This window comes from Marinobacter sp. BW6 (assembly GCF_008107725.1).
In the GTDB taxonomy this organism is placed as follows: Bacteria; Pseudomonadota; Gammaproteobacteria; order Pseudomonadales; family Oleiphilaceae; genus Marinobacter.
Genome location: NZ_VIRN01000037.1, coordinates 361,636 through 378,013, shown reverse-complemented (window position 1 = coordinate 378,013; position 16,378 = coordinate 361,636). Strand labels below are relative to the sequence as shown.

Here is a 16,378-nt window from a genome sequence, read left to right as displayed (position 1 = left end):
GTAACGGGAACCGGTATGCGCAGTCATTATTGCGGTGGGATCAACGAATCCCACATCGATCAGGAAGTCACACTTTGCGGATGGGTACACCGCCGCCGTGACCACGGTGGGGTTATCTTCCTGGATCTGCGGGATCGGGATGGTATATCTCAGGTGGTTGTTGACCCTGATACCCCTGAGAGCTTTGCGATCGCGGAAAAAGTACGCAGCGAGTTCGTGATCAAGGTTACCGGCCGAGTGCGTCGTCGTCCTGCCGGCACGGAGAATAACAACATGCCGACCGGGCAGGTTGAGCTTCTGGGTAAGGAGCTGAGCATCCTGAACGCCGCAGCAACGCCGCCGTTCCCGTTGGACGAGCACGTAGACGTTGGCGAAGACGTGCGTCTGCGCTACCGGTTTGTGGACCTCCGTCGTCCCGAGATGATCAATCGCCTGCGTTTCCGCTCCCGGGTAACCAGCTATATCCGTAACTACCTCGACAGCAACGGTTTCATGGATGTGGAAACCCCCATCCTGACCCGCGCCACGCCGGAAGGTGCGCGGGATTACCTGGTGCCAAGCCGCACCCATGAAGGTTCCTTCTTCGCGCTCCCGCAGTCGCCCCAGCTGTTCAAGCAGCTACTGATGGTGTCTGGTGTTGACCGTTACTACCAGATTGCCAAGTGTTTCCGGGACGAGGATCTGCGTGCGGACCGTCAGCCGGAATTCACCCAGGTGGACATTGAGGCCTCCTTCATTGACGAAGAGACCCTGATGGGATTGAACGAAGATATGGTTCGTTCCCTTTTCAAAGATGTACTCGATGTTGAACTGCCGTCTTTCCCGCAGATGCCCTATGCCGAGGCGATGCAGCGCTACGGCAGCGACAAGCCGGATCTGCGTATTCCGCTGGAACTGCTGGACGTGAACGATCTGGTTGAAGGCGTGGACTTCAAGGTCTTCGCCGGTCCCGCCAAGGATCCAAAGGGCCGTGTGGCGGCTCTGCGTGTGCCGAAGGGTGGTGAGCTGACCCGGAAGCAGATTGACGACTACACCAAGTTTGTCGGTATCTACGGTGCCAAGGGCCTTGCCTATATCAAGGTCAATGACCTGTCCAAGGGCGTAGAAGGCCTGCAGTCTCCGATCATCAAGTTCCTGGGTGATGACGTAGCCCTGGCGATCATGGAGCGTGTGGGTGCTGAAGACGGCGACATCGTATTCTTCGGTGCAGACAAAACCAACGTGGTCAACGAAGCCCTGGGCGCACTGCGAATCAAGATCGGTCACGATCTGGACATGCTGACCGCCGAGTGGGCACCGCTCTGGGTTGTGGATTTCCCGATGTTCGAGGAAACCCCGGACGGCGGCCTGACCGCGATTCACCACCCGTTCACCGCGCCTTCCTGCAGCCCGGAAGATCTGGCCGCAGATCCCGCCAATGCACTGTCCCGTGCTTACGACATGGTATTGAACGGTACCGAGCTGGGCGGCGGTTCAATCCGTATCCACGATGAGAAAATGCAGGAAGCGGTCTTCCGCATCCTGGGTATCGGCGAGGAAGAAGCCCGGGCCAAGTTCGGCTTCCTGCTGGATGCCCTGAAATTCGGTTGCCCGCCCCATGGTGGTCTGGCGTTCGGCCTGGATCGTCTGGTCATGCTGATGACTGGTGCCACATCTATCCGTGACGTCATCGCATTCCCGAAAACCCAGAGTGCCACCTGCCTGATGACCCAGGCGCCCGGCGAAGTGGACGAGAAGCAGCTGCGTGAGTTGCACATCCGCCTGCGCAAACCGTCAAAGCCGCTCGAAGGCAACAAAGCTGAATCCGGCGAGGGTAACGAGTAAGTCAGTGATTTAAGGGAGGAGCTGTATGGCGGGTCACAGTAAGTGGGCCAACATCAAGCACCGCAAGGCGGCACAGGATGCCAGGCGGGGCAAGATCTTCACCAAAATCATTCGTGAGCTGACCGTAGCCGCGCGCCAGGGCGGGGGGAATCCAGACGATAATCCCCGTCTGCGCGCGGTCATCGACAAGGCGCTCACCGCGAATATGAAAAAAGACACCATTGAGCGCGCGGTCGAGCGTGGCGCCGGTGGTGGCGATGATGACAACTACGAAGAGCTGACCTACGAAGGCTATGGCCCGGGTGGTGTGGCGATATTCGTGGAAGTCATGACCGATAACAAGAACCGGTCTGTGGCCGAGATCCGTCACGCCTTCAACAAGATGGGTGGCAACCTCGGCACCGACGGTTCGGTAGCCTACCTCTTCAGCAAGCAAGGTATCATCAGCTACGGTCCGGAGTGGGAAGAGGACCGGCTGGTGGAAGCCGTGCTCAGTGCCGGCGCCGAGGACCTTGCGGCCCAGGACGACGGTTCCTGGGAAATAGTTACCACACCCGAGCAGTTTCTGGACGTCAAGGAATCGCTGGTCAATGCGGGACTGGTGCCGGACAATGCTGAAGTAACCATGGTTCCCTCCACACGGGCTGAGCTGGATCGGGACGGCGCAGAAACCATCCTCAAGCTCATAGATATGCTCGAAGACCTGGACGATGTTCAGAATGTCTATCACAACGCGGATATCTCCGGCGAGATTATGGAGTCTCTGTGACCAGTCAGGGGCATTGATGTGGCGATAATTCTGGGCGTTGATCCGGGGTCACGAATTACCGGTTACGGCGTCATCCGGGCTGATGGTCGACACATCGAGTACATCGATAGTGGCTGTATCAGGGTGGGCGAGAAGCCCATGGCGGAGCGCCTTCAGACTATCTTCCAGAGCCTTGCCACCCTGATCGGCGAGTACCGACCGGAAGAATTCGCCATTGAGCAGGTGTTCATGGCTCGCAATCCTGACTCCGCCCTGAAACTTGGCCAGGCCCGTGGTGCGGCCATCGTCAGTGCCGCCAACAGTGGGCTGGCGGTTCATGAATACTCGGCCCGGCAGGTTAAGCAGGCGGTGGTCGGCAAGGGCGGCGCTGACAAGTCTCAAGTGCAGCACATGGTTCAGGTATTGCTCTCGCTCTCACGCAAGCCCCAGGCAGATGCGGCCGATGCGCTGGCAATTGCCATGTGCCACGCCCACATGAGCCAAAGTATTCTGCGGGTGGCCAGTGGCGCCGGAAAGGTCAGAAGCGGTCGCGTGCGACAACAATAAACCGCTCACAGGAGCGACAGGAGATTCAGCTTGATTGGTCGTATCCGAGGTATTCTGGTAGAGAAGGCTCCGGGTCAGGCGCTGGTGGAATGCGCCGGACTGGGGTACGAAGTCGACATTCCCTACACCACCTTCTTTCATCTGCCGGAAACCGGTGATGAAGTGACCCTGCATACCCATTTCGCCGTCCGCGAAGATGCCCAGAGCCTGTATGGCTTTGCTTCCAGCCTGGACCGGGATCTGTTTCGCCTGCTGATCAAGGTCAACGGGGTTGGCCCGAAACTGGCGGTCGGCATTCTCTCCGGTCTGGACGCCCAGCAATTCATTCGCTGCGTTGAAAACCGCGACTCCGCCTCACTGGTCAAGCTACCCGGCGTTGGCAAGAAAACCGCAGAACGCCTTCTTATTGAAATGACGGACCGGATAGGGCAACTTGAAGGGCAGTTTGTGCCAACGTCGTCTGAGGCGACAGGACTGGATCAAGTGGGCGGACAAGGCCCATCTGGCGGGCCGGCAGCGACCGAGGAAGCGGAGGCTGCGCTGATCTCACTGGGCTACAAGCCCCAGGAGGCTGCCAAGGCGATCAACAAAGTGGCCGAGGAGGGTATGACCAGCGAAACCCTCATCCGTCTGGCTCTGCGAAACATGATCCCGGCCTGATCACGAAGACCTGTCGCGAACCTGTAGAGAGCGTAACGTGACACCTGCAAACCCCTTTGTACAATTGGGTCTGCGCTGAAATAGCGGGCAAACGTGAGGCACGATGTTGATTCCCACACTATGGGTGATGCCATGATCGAATCCGACCGGTTGATCTCGGCCCGGGCCGGTGAATACGAGGAAGTACAGGACAGGGCTATTCGCCCGACGCTTTTGGCTGAATACGTTGGCCAGCCCACGGTGCGTGAGCAGATGGATATTTTCATATCCGCCGCGCGCGGGCGTCAGGAAGCGCTGGACCACGTTCTGATCTTTGGCCCGCCCGGCCTGGGTAAGACAACCCTGGCCAATATCGTTGCTAACGAGATGGGGGTGTCCATCAAGACAACCTCCGGTCCGGTGCTCGAAAAAGCCGGGGACCTGGCGGCAATGCTGACCAACCTTGAAGAAGGTGACGTCCTCTTCATTGACGAGATTCACCGTCTCAGCGCCGCCGTCGAAGAAGTCCTCTATCCCGCGATGGAAGATTACCAGCTCGATATCATGATCGGGGAGGGTCCGGCTGCCCGATCCATCAAGCTGGATCTGCCACCTTTTACCCTTGTCGGGGCCACTACCCGCGCGGGTTTGCTGACATCGCCCTTGCGGGACCGCTTCGGGATTGTCCAGCGTCTGGAGTTCTACAACACCGAGGACCTCACCAGCATCATTCTGCGTTCCGCACGCCTGTCTTCGGTTTCCGTTGATGAGGCAGGCGCATTTGAAATCGCTCGCCGGTCAAGGGGCACGCCGCGGATCGCCAACCGTTTGTTGCGCCGTGTGCGGGATTTTGCGGAGGTCCGTGCCGACGGTCGGATTACTTCCGACATAGCCGATCAGGCCCTGAACATGCTGAAAGTAGATAACCAGGGGTTCGACCATATGGATCGTCGCCTGCTGCTGGCGATGATCGAAAAGTTCGACGGTGGCCCCGTGGGGGTCGAGAGCCTTGCGGCAGCAATCAGTGAGGAGCGCGGCACCATCGAGGATGTGCTTGAGCCCTTCCTGATCCAGCAGGGGTATATGGTCCGGACTCCGAGGGGGCGGATGGTGACGTCCAACGCCTATCAGCACTTTGGCGTCATTCCGCCGAAGTCGGGCAGGGAGGACGATCTTTTTGGTTGAGCAGACGCCAGAGGCGAGGTTCGAGCTGCCCATCCGGGTCTATATTGAGGACACCGATGCCGGTGGCATCGTATTTCACGCCAAATATCTCCATTACATGGAGCGCGCCCGGACCGAATGGGTACGCAGTTGCGGAGTTGGCCTCAGGGCGGGTTTAGCAGACAACATCAGTTATGTTGTGCAGCGGCTGACCATTCACTATGCGGTACCGGCAAAGCTTGATGACGAACTGCTGGTCACTGCGGAACCGGTCGCTTATGGCAGAGTTTGGATGGATTTCCGGCAGCGTGTTTTTCGGGTCGGAGACCGAAAACTGCTGAGTGACAGTGACGTGCGTGTAGCCTGCATCGCGCTTGATTCCGGTCGTCCCCGCCGGTTACCCGAAAACATGCAGGAATTGCTGGCCAGGAATGTCCAGCCCACTGAACCGATAAACAGAACGAGCCAGGAGTAAGAAGTGGATTCAGAACTTTCAGTCTGGTACCTCATTGCAAATGCCGGTGTCTTGGTACAGCTGGTCATGCTTTTGCTGGCCCTGGCGTCGATCATGTCATGGGCGTTGATTTTCCAGCGCCTGCAGGTATTCCGGAAAGCCAAGCGGGCTCAACTGGCGTTTGAAGAGCGTTTTTGGTCCGGCATGGATCTCGGCCAGTTGTACCGCGAGGTGAATGCCGATCCGACGCCGTTTTCCGGCATGGAATCCCTGTTCCGGGCCGGTTTCAAAGAGTTTTCCCGGCTACGCCAGCAAAGCCGGGATGCCGATGCGGTCATGGAAGGCACCCAGCGCGCTATGCGTGTGGCTTTTTCCCGTGAGCACGAGCGGCTTGAGGCCAGTTTGCCGTTTCTGGCCACGGTCGGCTCCACCAGTCCGTACGTCGGTCTATTTGGTACCGTTTGGGGCATCATGAACTCTTTCCGCGGCCTGGCTCAGGTTCAGCAGGCAACGCTGGCAACGGTGGCCCCCGGCATTTCTGAGGCCTTGATCGCGACCGCCATGGGCCTGTTCGCCGCAATACCGGCCGTTATCGCCTACAACCGGTTCTCGGCCATGTCGGATGCCCTGCTCAAGAACTATGAAACCTTTGCTGATGAGTTTTCCAGCATTCTCCATCGTCGCGTTCACCAGAGCGAAAAGGGTGCTGCATGACAGTGGTGGAATTCATGGGCGGGGATCAGCTTAGGAGCACTGCTTTATGAAAGGCATGGGAATGATGCCGGAAAACCGGCGCAAGCCGATGTCAGAGATCAATGTTGTTCCATACATTGACGTGATGCTGGTGCTGCTGATTATTTTCATGGTCACCGCTCCGATGCTGACCCAGGGAGTCAAGGTAGATTTGCCTCAGACAACCTCGGATCCGATTCAGGCTGATAAGGATGTAGAGTCCATAATCGTTTCCGTAGATGCGAACGGTGCTTACTACGTGGAAATCGGTGATGAGGGCAGTGACCCCATGACGTTGGCAGATTTACGGGCGCAGATTTCCAAAATTCTTTCACAGCGCGCTTCAAGCGAGGTTCTGGTTCGCGGTGATGAAAACGTTCCTTACGGCACGGTTGTCAGGCTGATGGCAGAGCTACAGGGTGCCGGGGCGAGCAGTATCGGCCTGATCACTGAATCACCCCGGGACGACAATTGATAGTGGTGCGGGCAGGAGTGTTGTGAGAGATAACCAGCGGGAAGTAACCACAACCGGCGTGTCTCCGTGGAAATCACCGGTGGCGCTCTCGGTAACGCTGCACCTGTTGATTCTGGGTATCGCGCTGGCAGGTTGGTCCTGGACCAGTACCGATCACGAGCCGCCGCCGAGAAGCATTTCTGCGCGGTTGATTACTCAGCAAGAGCCTGAGCCCAGCCCGGTTGTTGAGCCAGATGATCAACAGAAGCGGGATGAAGAGCGCCTTGCCGAGGAGCAGCGTCGCCGGGAAGAAGCAGAGCGGCAAAGGCAGGAGGAAGAGGCCCGCCGCATTGCCGAACAGAAGCGCCAGGAAGAGCAGAAACGACTTCAGCAGCAGAAAGAACAAGAGCGCCAGGAAGCCGAAGCGAAGGAACGGGAAGCCCAGAAAGCGCGTGAAGAGGAAGCGGCGCGTAAAAAGGCGGAAGCGGAAGCCAAAGAGCGTGCTCGACAGAAAGCCGAGGAAGAGAAGCGCCGGCAAGAAGAGGCCAGACGAAAGGCCGAAGAAGAGAAGCGTAGGCAGGAAGAGCAGCGCAAGCGGGAAGAGGCCGAACGCAAGCGCCAGGAGGAACTGGCTCGCCAGGAAGCTGAGCGCAAACGTCTCGAGGCGGAGCGGAAGCTTCGGGAACAGCAGCTTGAGGCTCAGGCGGAGGCGGCTCAAAAAGCTCGGGAAGAGCAAGCCCGTCGCCAGCAAGAGGCGGCTGCCGCGAAAGCCCGGGAAGCTCAGATGCTGTCGGATAGTGAGAAGTACCAGGCACTGATCCGTGAGCGATTGAGCCAGGCGTGGTATCCGCCATCGTCGGCCACTGAAGAGATGACCGCGCGGCTCCAGATCAACCTGTTACCGACCGGAGAGCTTGCCGGAGTACGTTTGGTCAGCAGCAGTGGCAACACTGCTTTTGATAATTCCGCTTTGGGAGCAGTGCGCTCACTGAGCCGTTACCCGATACCCAATGATCGGGATACCTTTGAACGGTATTTCCGACAGTTTACGATTGAATTCAACCCACGCCGGTTGAGATAAGGATACGGATAACACCATGACACATCGTATTTGGTACAAACCGTCCAGAACGCTGCTCGCCGCCATTGCCCTGATTTTCTTCGCGGTTTCAGGAGCCCGTGCCGAGCTTTTAATCCGGATTACCGAAGGTGCCGATGCCGCTATTCCTGTTGCGGTGGTGCCCTTCGCTGAGTCCGGACAGATGCCGGCCGGAGACAAAGCCGGCAGCATTGTCCAGGCGGATCTGTCCATGACTGGGGAGTTCCGTACCCTACCTCCGGAGAAAATGCTGAGCCTGCCATCCCGGCGGGAAGAAGTGTATTTTCGGGATTGGCGTCTTCTTGGCCAGCGCTACGTGCTGGTCGGGTCGCTCACTCGAAGCGGTGACCGTGTCCAGGCCCGCTATGAGCTGTTCGATGTAAACCGAGAGGAGCGGATTCTCGGTGAAACCGCCGCTGCACCGGCTTCCAATATGCGCTCTCTGGCGCACCATGTCAGCGACAAGGTTTATGAAGCCATCACTGGCGTGCCTGGCGCTTTCTCAACCAAGCTGGCCTACGTGACGCTGGATACTGCCAATGGCAAGCCCCGTTACCGTCTGCAGGTGAGTGACGTTGATGGCAAGCGCGCCCGGATACGGCTGGAAAGCCAGGAGCCCATTTTGTCACCGGCCTGGTCACCGGATGGCAAGAAGCTGGCCTATGTGTCGTTCGAAACTGGCAAGCCGGTTATTTTTGTTCATGAACTTGGGACTGGTAAGCGTACCAAAGTGGCTGATTTTCCTGGGCTGAACTCGGCGCCGGCCTGGTCGGACGACGGCAGATCGCTATTGATGACCCTTTCGAAAGATGGCAATGCCGAGATCTACCGGATGAATCTGGAGAGTCGACAACTGACCAAGCTGACCAACCATTGGGCTATTGATACCGAACCGAGCTGGGACGCCAGTGGCAAGGGCGTTTTCTTCACTTCGGATCGATCCGGCGGCCCGCAGATTTACCACATGGAAACACCAGGTGCGGAGCCCCGTCGTATTACCTTTGGCAGCCGCTACAACGCCCGACCCAGGCCCGACAATGATGGACAGTATGTTTATTACGTTCACCAGCGGGATCGGGCATTTCACATTGCACGTACCGAACTGAAAACCGGTGAGGAAACCATCCTTACCCGTACGGAGTCTGATGAGTCTCCCAGTGTGGCTCCCAACGGCCGGATGCTGATCTATGCCACCCGGCAGAACGGGACCAACGTGCTCACGGTTATTTCTGCGGATGGTGGGGCAGCATACAGCTTGCCCGCATCCGAGGGGGATGTCCGTGAGCCTGCCTGGGGACCTTTGGTTCGCTGATTGCCGGGGCTTGTCGGCGTCGGCAATTGTTCAACTAACTACGTCACTCAACTGAAAGGAAGGAAGTATGAATTTTTCGGCTCAATCAAAAGCATTCGCGCTGTTGTTGTCTGTTGGTCTGGTAGCTGGTTGTAGCTCCACCGGTGGTACCCCAGAGGAAGGCGGTGAGTATGGCTCAGATGTTGCTGCGGTAGACCAGGAAGGCGGTTCCACTGTTTATGGCGGTGATGACCAGGGTGGTGTTTCTTCGTCAGCCATGACCGAAGAAGAGCGCATGGCCGCGCGCGAGCAGGCAGAGCAGCAGGCTCTGCGCGAAGTTACCGTGTTCTACTTTGATTTCGACACTGCTGAAATCAAGCAGGAAGCGCGCGACGTCCTGGTTGCTCATGCTCGCTTCCTCGCCAATAACCCGGGTCAGAGTGTGCGTATCGAGGGCCACGCCGATGAGCGCGGCACCAAGGAATACAACCTGGCTCTTGGTGAGCGTCGTGCCAACGCTGTACAGCGCTTCCTGATCGTCAATGGCGCTTCACGTGGCCAGCTCGAAACCGTAAGCTATGGTGAAGAGAAGCCGGCAGTGATGGGTTCCAGCGAAAGTGCCTGGGCCCAGAACCGTCGTGTGGAACTCGTATTTGAGTAATCACACAGGAAGGACCATGAGAAAAACCCTCATGGCGACAGTGGTGTTCCCGCTCGCCCTCGGGCAGGCGGGAGTTACCCTGGCGCAATCAGCTCAGGACAATCAGCGCAGCGCCAATAGCAGCCAGGCGACGTCTGAACTGTTCTACATGATCCAGCAGCTTCAGGGTGAAGTCAGGCGGCTCCAGGGCGAAGTCGAGGAGCAGAGGCATTTGATTAACCGTCTGCAGCAGCAGGGGCGTGACCGCTATATCGATCTGGACCAGCGTATTCTGGACCTCTCGGAAAAGGTGGCCTCTCAACCCGCTCCCGATACCAGCGTCGGTAACGGCTCTACAGCCTCCGGATCCGCTCCGGCGGCAAAGGAATACCGACAGCCGGATGCGGAAGAGCGAAAGGCCTACGAACAGATCCAGGATCTGATCCGTAACCAGAAACAATACGATGAGGCCGTCAGCCGGATATACGAGTTCATCGATGAATATCCGGAAGGCGATCTGACTGTGAACGCCTATTACTGGCTGGGTGAGGTGTACCTGGTCAAGCCGCAGTTGGAGCAGGCAAAGCAGGCGTTCACCATTGTTGCTACCCGCTTTGCCGATCACCGCAAGGCTCCGGATGCCGTCTACAAGCTGGGTGTGACCCATGATCGCCTGGGTGAAAAGGAACAAGCACGGCGCAGCATGCAAACGGTGATTGAAGATTACCCGTCCAGCAGTGCTGCGGACCTGGCGCGGAAGTTTCTTGAGTCCCAGAACGGCTGATTGCCGGGCGTGGCAAAAATGTTGAGAAACCTGAGACAAAGGGGTTGATCAACGGCCAAAAATCATTACTATATGCGCCTCGTTTGGGTCGTTAGCTCAGTTGGTAGAGCAGTTGGCTTTTAACCAATTGGTCGAAGGTTCGAATCCTTCACGACCCACCAAACACGAAATACCGGGTGGGCTGAGTCATTCGGTATGGGTTGAAGCCACGGCTTCAGTCGGCAGTTCAGGGTCGTTAGCTCAGTTGGTAGAGCAGTTGGCTTTTAACCAATTGGTCGAAGGTTCGAATCCTTCACGACCCACCAAATAACAGGAACCTGCGGGTTTTTGTGAAAAAAGAGCCTCCGGGCTCTTTTTTTTTGCGTATACGTTCCTACCTAGGTAAACAGGAAATAGAAAAAACAATCACAACTTTGTGATAGCACTGTTTCAGAAACATTAAGGCCGGGGCATGAATGCTATAATGCCCCGGTGCACGCAACACAGAGACGCAGTAATGACCTACGCTGAAGACCGTATCCTGATTCAAGAACACCTGGCCCATGCCGCCGAGCCGAAGCCGCTCAGTGAGGACGAAAAGTCTGAGCTGGAGGCTCGTATCAAATCGGCCCTGAAGGATCAGGATGCGGTGCTTGTGGCTCATTATTACACCGATCCCGACATTCAGCGTCTTGCCGAAGAAACCGGTGGCTGTGTTGCCGATTCCCTGGAGATGGCGCGGTTTGGTAACCAGCATTCAGCTTCGACCATCGTGGTGGCCGGCGTAAGGTTCATGGGTGAAACCGCCAAGATTCTGAATCCGGAAAAGCGTGTTCTGATGCCGACGCTTGAAGCAACCTGCTCCCTGGATGTGGGCTGTCCTGCTGATGAATTCGCCGAGTTTTGCGATCAGCATCCAGACCGTACCGTTGTGGTCTATGCCAATACCTCGGCAGCGGTGAAGGCGAGGGCAGACTGGGTGGTCACCTCAAGCTGTGCCCAGGCAATTGTTGAAGATCTGGATGCTCGCGGCGAAAAAATTCTCTGGGCGCCGGACAAACACCTGGGACACTATGTTCAGAAAACCACAGGCGCCGATATGCTGCTCTGGGACGGCTCCTGTATCGTCCATGAGGAATTCAAATATCGCGGGCTGGAGGATTTGAAGGCGCTGTATCCGGACGCAGCGGTTCTGGTCCACCCGGAATCGCCGGATGCCGTGGTTGAGATGGCGGATGTTGTGGGATCAACCTCGCAGCTGATTCACGCCGTCCAGACCTTGCCGAACGAAAAGTTCATTGTTGCCACCGACAACGGCATCTTCTACAAGATGCAGCAGTTGGCCCCGAACAAAACGCTGATTGAGGCGCCCACTGCAGGTAATGGAGCCACCTGTCGCAGCTGCGCCCATTGTCCCTGGATGGCCATGAATGGCCTCAAGAATCTGCTACAGGTGCTGGAACAGGGTGATCAGGAAGTTCTGGTGGACCCGGAACTGAGAGAGAAAGCTCTGCAGCCTCTGGAGCGCATGCTGGATTTCACCGCCAACATGAATCTGAAGGCTGCTGGCAACGCCTGATCAACTGTTGGCCCGGGCGTGCAGGCGGCTGGTGATTTCCGCCAGTCGCTCGGTCACAATCTGCCGTTGTGGAGCGCCCGCCGGCAACTTCTCCTGGGCCTGCCTGAGCTGACGCTGGGCAGACTCCAGATCGCCCATCAGGACATCGTATTCTGCGCGGGCGCGATGCACCCCAACGATGTTCCTTGCCATACCCTCTGCCTCTGCCAGTTTTAGCCATAGGTGTTCTTGTCCTGGCAGTTGGCGGGTGAGCTGTTTAAGGTATTCCGCCGCTGCCGCGCCATTGCCGTCTGCTATTTCCGTGCGGGCCAGCGTGTGGGTGATTGGATAGTTCCCCGGGTTCCGCGTCAGCGCGTCTTTCAGGATAACCCGTGCCTGGTCCATGCGATTCTGCGCCAGTCTGACTTCCGCCAGGGTGACCTGAAACGTGATCCGGCCGGGGTTCTTGGTTAGCAGATCATTCAGTGTGTCTACTGCCTTGTCGTACTGCCTGTCCTCGAGATAGGCCACGGACAAGCCATAGCGGATAGCGTCGTTTCTTTGTGCATCGGGTCGGTCCAGGTAGGCCTCGAAGGTCTCCACGGCAACGTCGGGTGAGGGCGCGTAGTGTACCTGCAGCCTGCTGCGCATCAGGTGATATTCCTGGCCGTCCCGGATGTCTTCGTCCGGATACTGTTCTGCACGGCTACGTGTGTCGGCCACACGGCTCTGGGTTAACGGGTGTGTGGACAGGTACTCGGGCAGTCGATTTCCCTGCATGCGATTCTGGCGCATCATGATCTCAAACATTTCTGGCATGCCACGAGGGTCCATTCCGGCACTGGCCAGGATGTCGAGCCCGACCCTGTCGGCTTCCTGTTCATGGGCGCGGCTGTACGCAAGCATGTTCTGAGCCGCCAGGGCCTGGGTGCCCGCAATAGCGGCAAAACCGATATCAGACTGGGTGACCGCCGACAACACAATGCCGGCAATCATGCCCGCGAGTGTGAGCGGCGCACTGGTTTCCTGTTGTTCCATGCGTCGGGCGAAATGCCGCTGACTGAGATGGGCAAGCTCGTGGGCCAGAACGGAGGCAAATTGTTGCTCAGTGGCTGCGTTGAGGAACAGGCCGCCGTTGACACCAACAATGCCGCCGGGCACGGCGAAAGCGTTGATGGCGGGGCTGTCGATCAGTGCGAGGGTCAGGTTTCGGTTCTGGAGTGGCGCTGAGGGCACCAGGCGATAGGTAATGGCGCTCAGGTAATCATAAACCAGAGGGTCGCTGATTCGCGGTGCTGACCGGCGGATAGACACCATGACCTGTTGGCCAATATCCGATTCCTGTTGACCCGCAATCAGGCCTCCACCGTTACCGCCAATGCTTGGTAGCCTGCTTTCCTGGGCATGGCCCGGCAGGGAAACGAGCAACAGTGCCAGCAGGGCGATGATGGCCAGTGCCGGGAGCGTTCGAGGTTGGAGTTGGTTAACAATCATGTAGTGCCGGATGCCTGTGGTCTGAATCGCCGATTTGACAGCGGTTTACGATAAAAAGTTCTGATCCCCCGCTTGAAGAGGATTGTGATGCAATACATTATCACTGTCGGCATAATGCCCGCTTGTTAAATCCGCTTATTATTTTTGTGATGGTGTATCGCTAGTATGGTTGATCGAACGCTTGATGCCTCCGGGTTGCGCTGCCCGATGCCGCTGCTGAAAACCAAATTGGAACTGAACAGCATGGCGCCCGGTGAAGAACTCGAAGTGATCGCCACGGATGCTGGTTCGGCCCGTGACATCCCGGCCTTCCTGCAGATGTCTGATCACCTGTTGATGAGCAGTTCTGAAACCGCCGGGCAGTACCGGTTTGTGATAAAGTGCGGCGGTTAAGGTTTCGGAGCTGTAAATGATCAGGACACTACGCGGTCTCGCGCACAAATACTTCTCGGATGAAGAAGCCGTCATCCTGTTCCTGATACTGGTAACAGGAACCATCTTCGTTATCTGGTTCGGTGCCATGCTTGCGCCAGCCATTGCCTCTTTGATCGTCGCCTTTATTCTGCAGGGCTTGGTGACCAAGCTCAACAAGCTGGGTGTGCCGGAGACGATCTCGATCATCGGGGTGTTCCTGGTGTTTCTTGGTGTGCTTGTGGGGTTCCTGTTCGGCTTGCTTCCGCTGATCTGGACGCAGCTGAGTAACCTGGCCGGTGAGGCGCCGCGAATCATTCGGGAGCTGCAGTCTTATCTTGAGCTGCTGCCGCAGCAGTATCCGCATCTGATCTCCGGAGAGGCCGTCAGCACTGTCTATAGTCAGGTAAGTACCGAAGTGGGCCACATGACCCAATGGCTGGTGTCTTTCTCGCTGTCCAGCATTCCCGATCTGGTGGCGTTACTGATCTATATGGTGCTGGTGCCAATCTTGGTGTTTTTCTTCCTGAAGGACAGGGAGGTTCTGCTCAACTCCATCGCCAAACTGTTGCCACCTCAGCGTCCAATGATGCTGCAGATCTGGCACGAGGTGAATCTTCAGTGTGCCAACTATGTCCGTGGCAAGGCGGTCGAGATTCTGATCGTTGGTGGTGCTACTTACATTGGCTTCAAACTGTTGGGCATGCCCTACGCCGCGCTGCTCTCACTGCTGGTGGGTCTTAGTGTGGTGATTCCCTACATTGGCGCCGCTGTCGTGACCATTCCTGTTGCGGTGATTGCCCTGTTTGCCTTCGGCTGGGGTAGTCACTTCATCTGGGTCATGGTGGTGTACGGCGTCATCCAGGCTCTGGACGGTAACGTTCTGGTGCCGATTCTCTTCTCGGAGGTGAACAACCTTCACCCGGTGGCGATTATTGTCGCGGTGTTGTTCTTCGGGGGAATCTGGGGCTTGTGGGGTGTTTTCTTCGCCATTCCGCTGGCAACGATGCTCAAGGCCGTGTTTGCCGCCTGGCCGGTGAAGGAGTCTGCGCCGCTGACCGAAACCAGCGACGCCTGAAAGGCGCTTAGAGCGCCTTTACAGCCTCCAGGACCTCGTCGGCGTGGCCTTTGACCTTCACGCTGCGCCACTCAGCGGTCAATACGCCGTCCTTGTCGATCAGGAAGGTGCTGCGATCGACGCCCATGTATTCCTTGCCATAGAGCTTTTTCAGCTTGATGACGTCAAAGAGGTTGCAAAGGGCTTCGTCCTTGTCTGAAATCAGGTGGAAGGGAAATTCATGCTTGGCCCGGAAGTTCTCATGGGCTTTCAGGCCGTCTCGTGATACCCCGAGAATGACCGTATCCAGCTCTTCAAACTCTTTCATCCGGTCCCGAAAGTCCTGGCCTTCGGTGGTGCAGCCAGGGGTGTTGTCCTTCGGATAGAAGTAAATCACCACGTTCTGACCTTTCAGATTGTCCAACCTAATGGTCTGGTCTCCGGTAGCGGGAGCTTCAAAATCCGGAACGGGTTTGTTTAACTCAACGGATGGCATGACATCTCCTTTAATTCCCTTGTGTCAGTTCGTGCCCAACATTACCATATCGGTTTTATTCGGACGGAGCTTTTATGATTACGGGTAGCCTTGTCGCGCTGGTCACGCCCATGCATCCAAACGGTGATATCCACTGGGAGGATCTGGACAAGCTGGTAGACTTTCATATTGAAAACGGGACCCATGGCATTGTTGCCGTAGGCACTACCGGCGAATCCGCAACGCTCGACCCGAAAGAGCATTGCAAGACCATCGGTCACATCATCAAACGGGTTGATGGTCGGATCCCGGTCATTGCAGGCACTGGCGGGAACAGCACCCGTGAGGCCATCGAACTTACTTCGGAGGCCCACAAGCTTGGCGCCGATGCCTGTCTTCTTGTTGTGCCTTACTACAACAAGCCGACGCAGGAGGGCCTGTACCAGCACTTCAAAGCCATCGCCGAAGCCGTCCCCGGCATGAACCAGATGCTGTACAACGTGCCGGGCAGAACCGCCTGTGACATGCTGAACGAGACCGTGCTCCGGCTCGCCGATATTCCGAACATTGTGGGTATCAAAGACGCCACCGGCAATATTCCCCGGGGTGCAGAACTGATCGAAGCGTTGAATGGCCGTCTGGCCGTGTATTCGGGTGATGACGCCACTGCGGCGGAACTTATGCTGGCCGGTGCCAAGGGCAACGTCTCTGTTACTGCCAACGTTGCTCCGAAGGGAATGTCGCAGCTGTGCGAAGCGGCCGTTGCCGGTAACCGCGAGGAAACAGAGCGTCTTAACGAGCTACTGATGCCCCTGAACCGGAAGTTGTTTCTTGAGGCAAACCCGATCCCGGTGAAGTGGGCTCTTCATCGCATGGGGATGATTGGAGAGGGTATCCGCCTGCCGCTGACTCCGCTTAGTGAAAAGTTTCATGGCGAAGTGGAAGATGCCCTCAAGGCCTCAGGTGTACTCTGAGTTTGCTTAAATCATCCCATCCCCGGAGTAACCT

General features: G+C 57.2%; 18 protein-coding genes and 2 tRNA genes. 18 read left to right on the top strand and 2 right to left on the bottom strand.

Going from position 1 to position 16,378, the window contains the following annotated elements:
* Positions 1-15 precede the first annotated feature (15 nt).
* The 15 genes from aspS to nadA all read left to right on the top strand — a co-directional run bounded on the left by aspS (position 16) and on the right by nadA (position 11,954).
* Complete coding sequence (gene aspS / locus FMN52_RS03250; RefSeq protein WP_148607275.1) at positions 16-1,824, top strand: aspartate--tRNA ligase; 1,809 nt, start codon at positions 16-18, stop codon at positions 1,822-1,824.
* 25 nt (positions 1,825-1,849) lie between these two features.
* A complete protein-coding gene (locus FMN52_RS03245) occupies positions 1,850-2,593 on the top strand; it encodes a YebC/PmpR family DNA-binding transcriptional regulator (RefSeq protein WP_148607274.1) in 744 nt (247 codons plus the stop codon).
* Positions 2,594-2,611: 18 nt separating this feature from the next.
* Positions 2,612-3,139, top strand: a complete 528-nt coding sequence (gene ruvC / locus FMN52_RS03240) for a crossover junction endodeoxyribonuclease RuvC (protein ID WP_014577393.1) — start codon at positions 2,612-2,614, stop codon at positions 3,137-3,139.
* A 30-nt stretch (positions 3,140-3,169) separates the two neighbouring features.
* The gene (gene ruvA / locus FMN52_RS03235) at positions 3,170-3,799 is read left to right on the top strand and encodes a Holliday junction branch migration protein RuvA (protein ID WP_148607273.1); all 630 of its coding nucleotides are present in this window, start codon (positions 3,170-3,172) and stop codon (positions 3,797-3,799) included.
* A 132-nt stretch (positions 3,800-3,931) separates the two neighbouring features.
* Entirely contained in the window at positions 3,932-4,963 is a 1,032-nt protein-coding gene (gene ruvB, locus FMN52_RS03230) for a Holliday junction branch migration DNA helicase RuvB (RefSeq protein WP_148607272.1), read from the top strand.
* Positions 4,956-5,417, top strand: coding sequence for a YbgC/FadM family acyl-CoA thioesterase (locus FMN52_RS03225; protein WP_148607271.1), 462 nt, complete (start codon positions 4,956-4,958; stop codon positions 5,415-5,417). The genes ruvB and FMN52_RS03225 overlap by 8 nt, the downstream gene beginning before the upstream one ends.
* A 3-nt stretch (positions 5,418-5,420) precedes the next feature.
* Positions 5,421-6,110 (top strand): protein TolQ, encoded by a 690-nt coding sequence (gene tolQ, locus FMN52_RS03220; protein ID WP_148607270.1) that lies wholly within the window; start codon positions 5,421-5,423, stop codon positions 6,108-6,110.
* 46 nt (positions 6,111-6,156) lie between these two features.
* Positions 6,157-6,603: a protein TolR gene (gene tolR, locus FMN52_RS03215; protein ID WP_104321445.1), complete on the top strand. Its 447-nt coding sequence runs from the start codon at positions 6,157-6,159 to the stop codon at positions 6,601-6,603.
* Between the two features lie 79 nt (positions 6,604-6,682).
* Positions 6,683-7,663: a cell envelope integrity protein TolA gene (gene tolA / locus FMN52_RS03210; RefSeq protein ID WP_148607457.1), complete on the top strand. Its 981-nt coding sequence runs from the start codon at positions 6,683-6,685 to the stop codon at positions 7,661-7,663.
* Between the two features lie 16 nt (positions 7,664-7,679).
* A complete protein-coding gene (tolB, locus tag FMN52_RS03205) occupies positions 7,680-8,993 on the top strand; it encodes a Tol-Pal system beta propeller repeat protein TolB (RefSeq protein ID WP_148607269.1) in 1,314 nt (437 codons plus the stop codon).
* 67 nt (positions 8,994-9,060) lie between these two features.
* Positions 9,061-9,633 (top strand): peptidoglycan-associated lipoprotein Pal, encoded by a 573-nt coding sequence (gene pal, locus FMN52_RS03200; protein ID WP_148607268.1) that lies wholly within the window; start codon positions 9,061-9,063, stop codon positions 9,631-9,633.
* A gap of 16 nt (positions 9,634-9,649) precedes the next feature.
* Positions 9,650-10,396, top strand: a complete 747-nt coding sequence (ybgF, locus tag FMN52_RS03195) for a tol-pal system protein YbgF (RefSeq protein WP_148607267.1) — start codon at positions 9,650-9,652, stop codon at positions 10,394-10,396.
* An 85-nt stretch (positions 10,397-10,481) separates the two neighbouring features.
* Positions 10,482-10,557 (top strand) — tRNA-Lys (locus tag FMN52_RS03190).
* Positions 10,558-10,625: 68 nt separating this feature from the next.
* Positions 10,626-10,701, top strand: a tRNA-Lys gene (locus FMN52_RS03185).
* A gap of 191 nt (positions 10,702-10,892) precedes the next feature.
* On the top strand, positions 10,893-11,954 hold the full coding sequence (gene nadA, locus FMN52_RS03180) for a quinolinate synthase NadA (RefSeq protein ID WP_148607266.1): 1,062 nt from the start codon (positions 10,893-10,895) through the stop codon (positions 11,952-11,954).
* Here the strand turns inward: nadA and FMN52_RS03175 are convergent, their stop codons facing one another.
* The gene (locus FMN52_RS03175; RefSeq protein ID WP_148607265.1) at positions 11,955-13,427 is read right to left on the bottom strand and encodes a M48 family metalloprotease; all 1,473 of its coding nucleotides are present in this window, start codon (positions 13,425-13,427) and stop codon (positions 11,955-11,957) included.
* 165 nt (positions 13,428-13,592) lie between these two features.
* Between FMN52_RS03175 and FMN52_RS03170 the strand changes: the two genes are divergently transcribed.
* Together FMN52_RS03170 and FMN52_RS03165 are read left to right on the top strand one after the other, a co-directional pair.
* Entirely contained in the window at positions 13,593-13,820 is a 228-nt protein-coding gene (locus FMN52_RS03170; RefSeq protein WP_148607264.1) for a sulfurtransferase TusA family protein, read from the top strand.
* Between the two features lie 16 nt (positions 13,821-13,836).
* Complete coding sequence (locus FMN52_RS03165; RefSeq protein WP_148607263.1) at positions 13,837-14,916, top strand: AI-2E family transporter; 1,080 nt, start codon at positions 13,837-13,839, stop codon at positions 14,914-14,916.
* A gap of 7 nt (positions 14,917-14,923) precedes the next feature.
* Here FMN52_RS03165 and FMN52_RS03160 read toward each other — a convergent pair whose 3' ends face one another.
* Positions 14,924-15,391, bottom strand: a complete 468-nt coding sequence (locus tag FMN52_RS03160) for a peroxiredoxin (RefSeq protein WP_148607262.1) — start codon at positions 15,389-15,391, stop codon at positions 14,924-14,926.
* Between the two features lie 74 nt (positions 15,392-15,465).
* Here FMN52_RS03160 and dapA point away from each other — a divergent pair, with 74 nt between their 5' ends.
* Positions 15,466-16,344, top strand: coding sequence for a 4-hydroxy-tetrahydrodipicolinate synthase (gene dapA / locus FMN52_RS03155; RefSeq protein WP_148607261.1), 879 nt, complete (start codon positions 15,466-15,468; stop codon positions 16,342-16,344).
* Positions 16,345-16,378 lie beyond the last annotated feature (34 nt).

Bases quoted from the DNA above. Each gene is read 5' to 3' on its own strand.
- aspS (WP_148607275.1), top strand. From the start codon at position 16: ATGCGCAGTCATTATTGCGGTGGGATCAACGAATCCCACATCGATCAG.
- FMN52_RS03245 (WP_148607274.1), top strand. From the start codon at position 1,850: ATGGCGGGTCACAGTAAGTGGGCCAACATCAAGCACCGCAAGGCGGCA.
- ruvB (WP_148607272.1), top strand. From the start codon at position 3,932: ATGATCGAATCCGACCGGTTGATCTCGGCCCGGGCCGGTGAATACGAG.
- tolR (WP_104321445.1), top strand. From the start codon at position 6,157: ATGAAAGGCATGGGAATGATGCCGGAAAACCGGCGCAAGCCGATGTCA.
- tolB (WP_148607269.1), top strand. From the start codon at position 7,680: ATGACACATCGTATTTGGTACAAACCGTCCAGAACGCTGCTCGCCGCC.
- pal (WP_148607268.1), top strand. From the start codon at position 9,061: ATGAATTTTTCGGCTCAATCAAAAGCATTCGCGCTGTTGTTGTCTGTT.
- ybgF (WP_148607267.1), top strand. From the start codon at position 9,650: ATGAGAAAAACCCTCATGGCGACAGTGGTGTTCCCGCTCGCCCTCGGG.
- nadA (WP_148607266.1), top strand. From the start codon at position 10,893: ATGACCTACGCTGAAGACCGTATCCTGATTCAAGAACACCTGGCCCAT.
- FMN52_RS03175 (WP_148607265.1), bottom strand. From the start codon at position 13,427: ATGATTGTTAACCAACTCCAACCTCGAACGCTCCCGGCACTGGCCATC.
- FMN52_RS03170 (WP_148607264.1), top strand. From the start codon at position 13,593: ATGGTTGATCGAACGCTTGATGCCTCCGGGTTGCGCTGCCCGATGCCG.
- FMN52_RS03165 (WP_148607263.1), top strand. From the start codon at position 13,837: ATGATCAGGACACTACGCGGTCTCGCGCACAAATACTTCTCGGATGAA.
- FMN52_RS03160 (WP_148607262.1), bottom strand. From the start codon at position 15,391: ATGCCATCCGTTGAGTTAAACAAACCCGTTCCGGATTTTGAAGCTCCC.
- dapA (WP_148607261.1), top strand. From the start codon at position 15,466: ATGATTACGGGTAGCCTTGTCGCGCTGGTCACGCCCATGCATCCAAAC.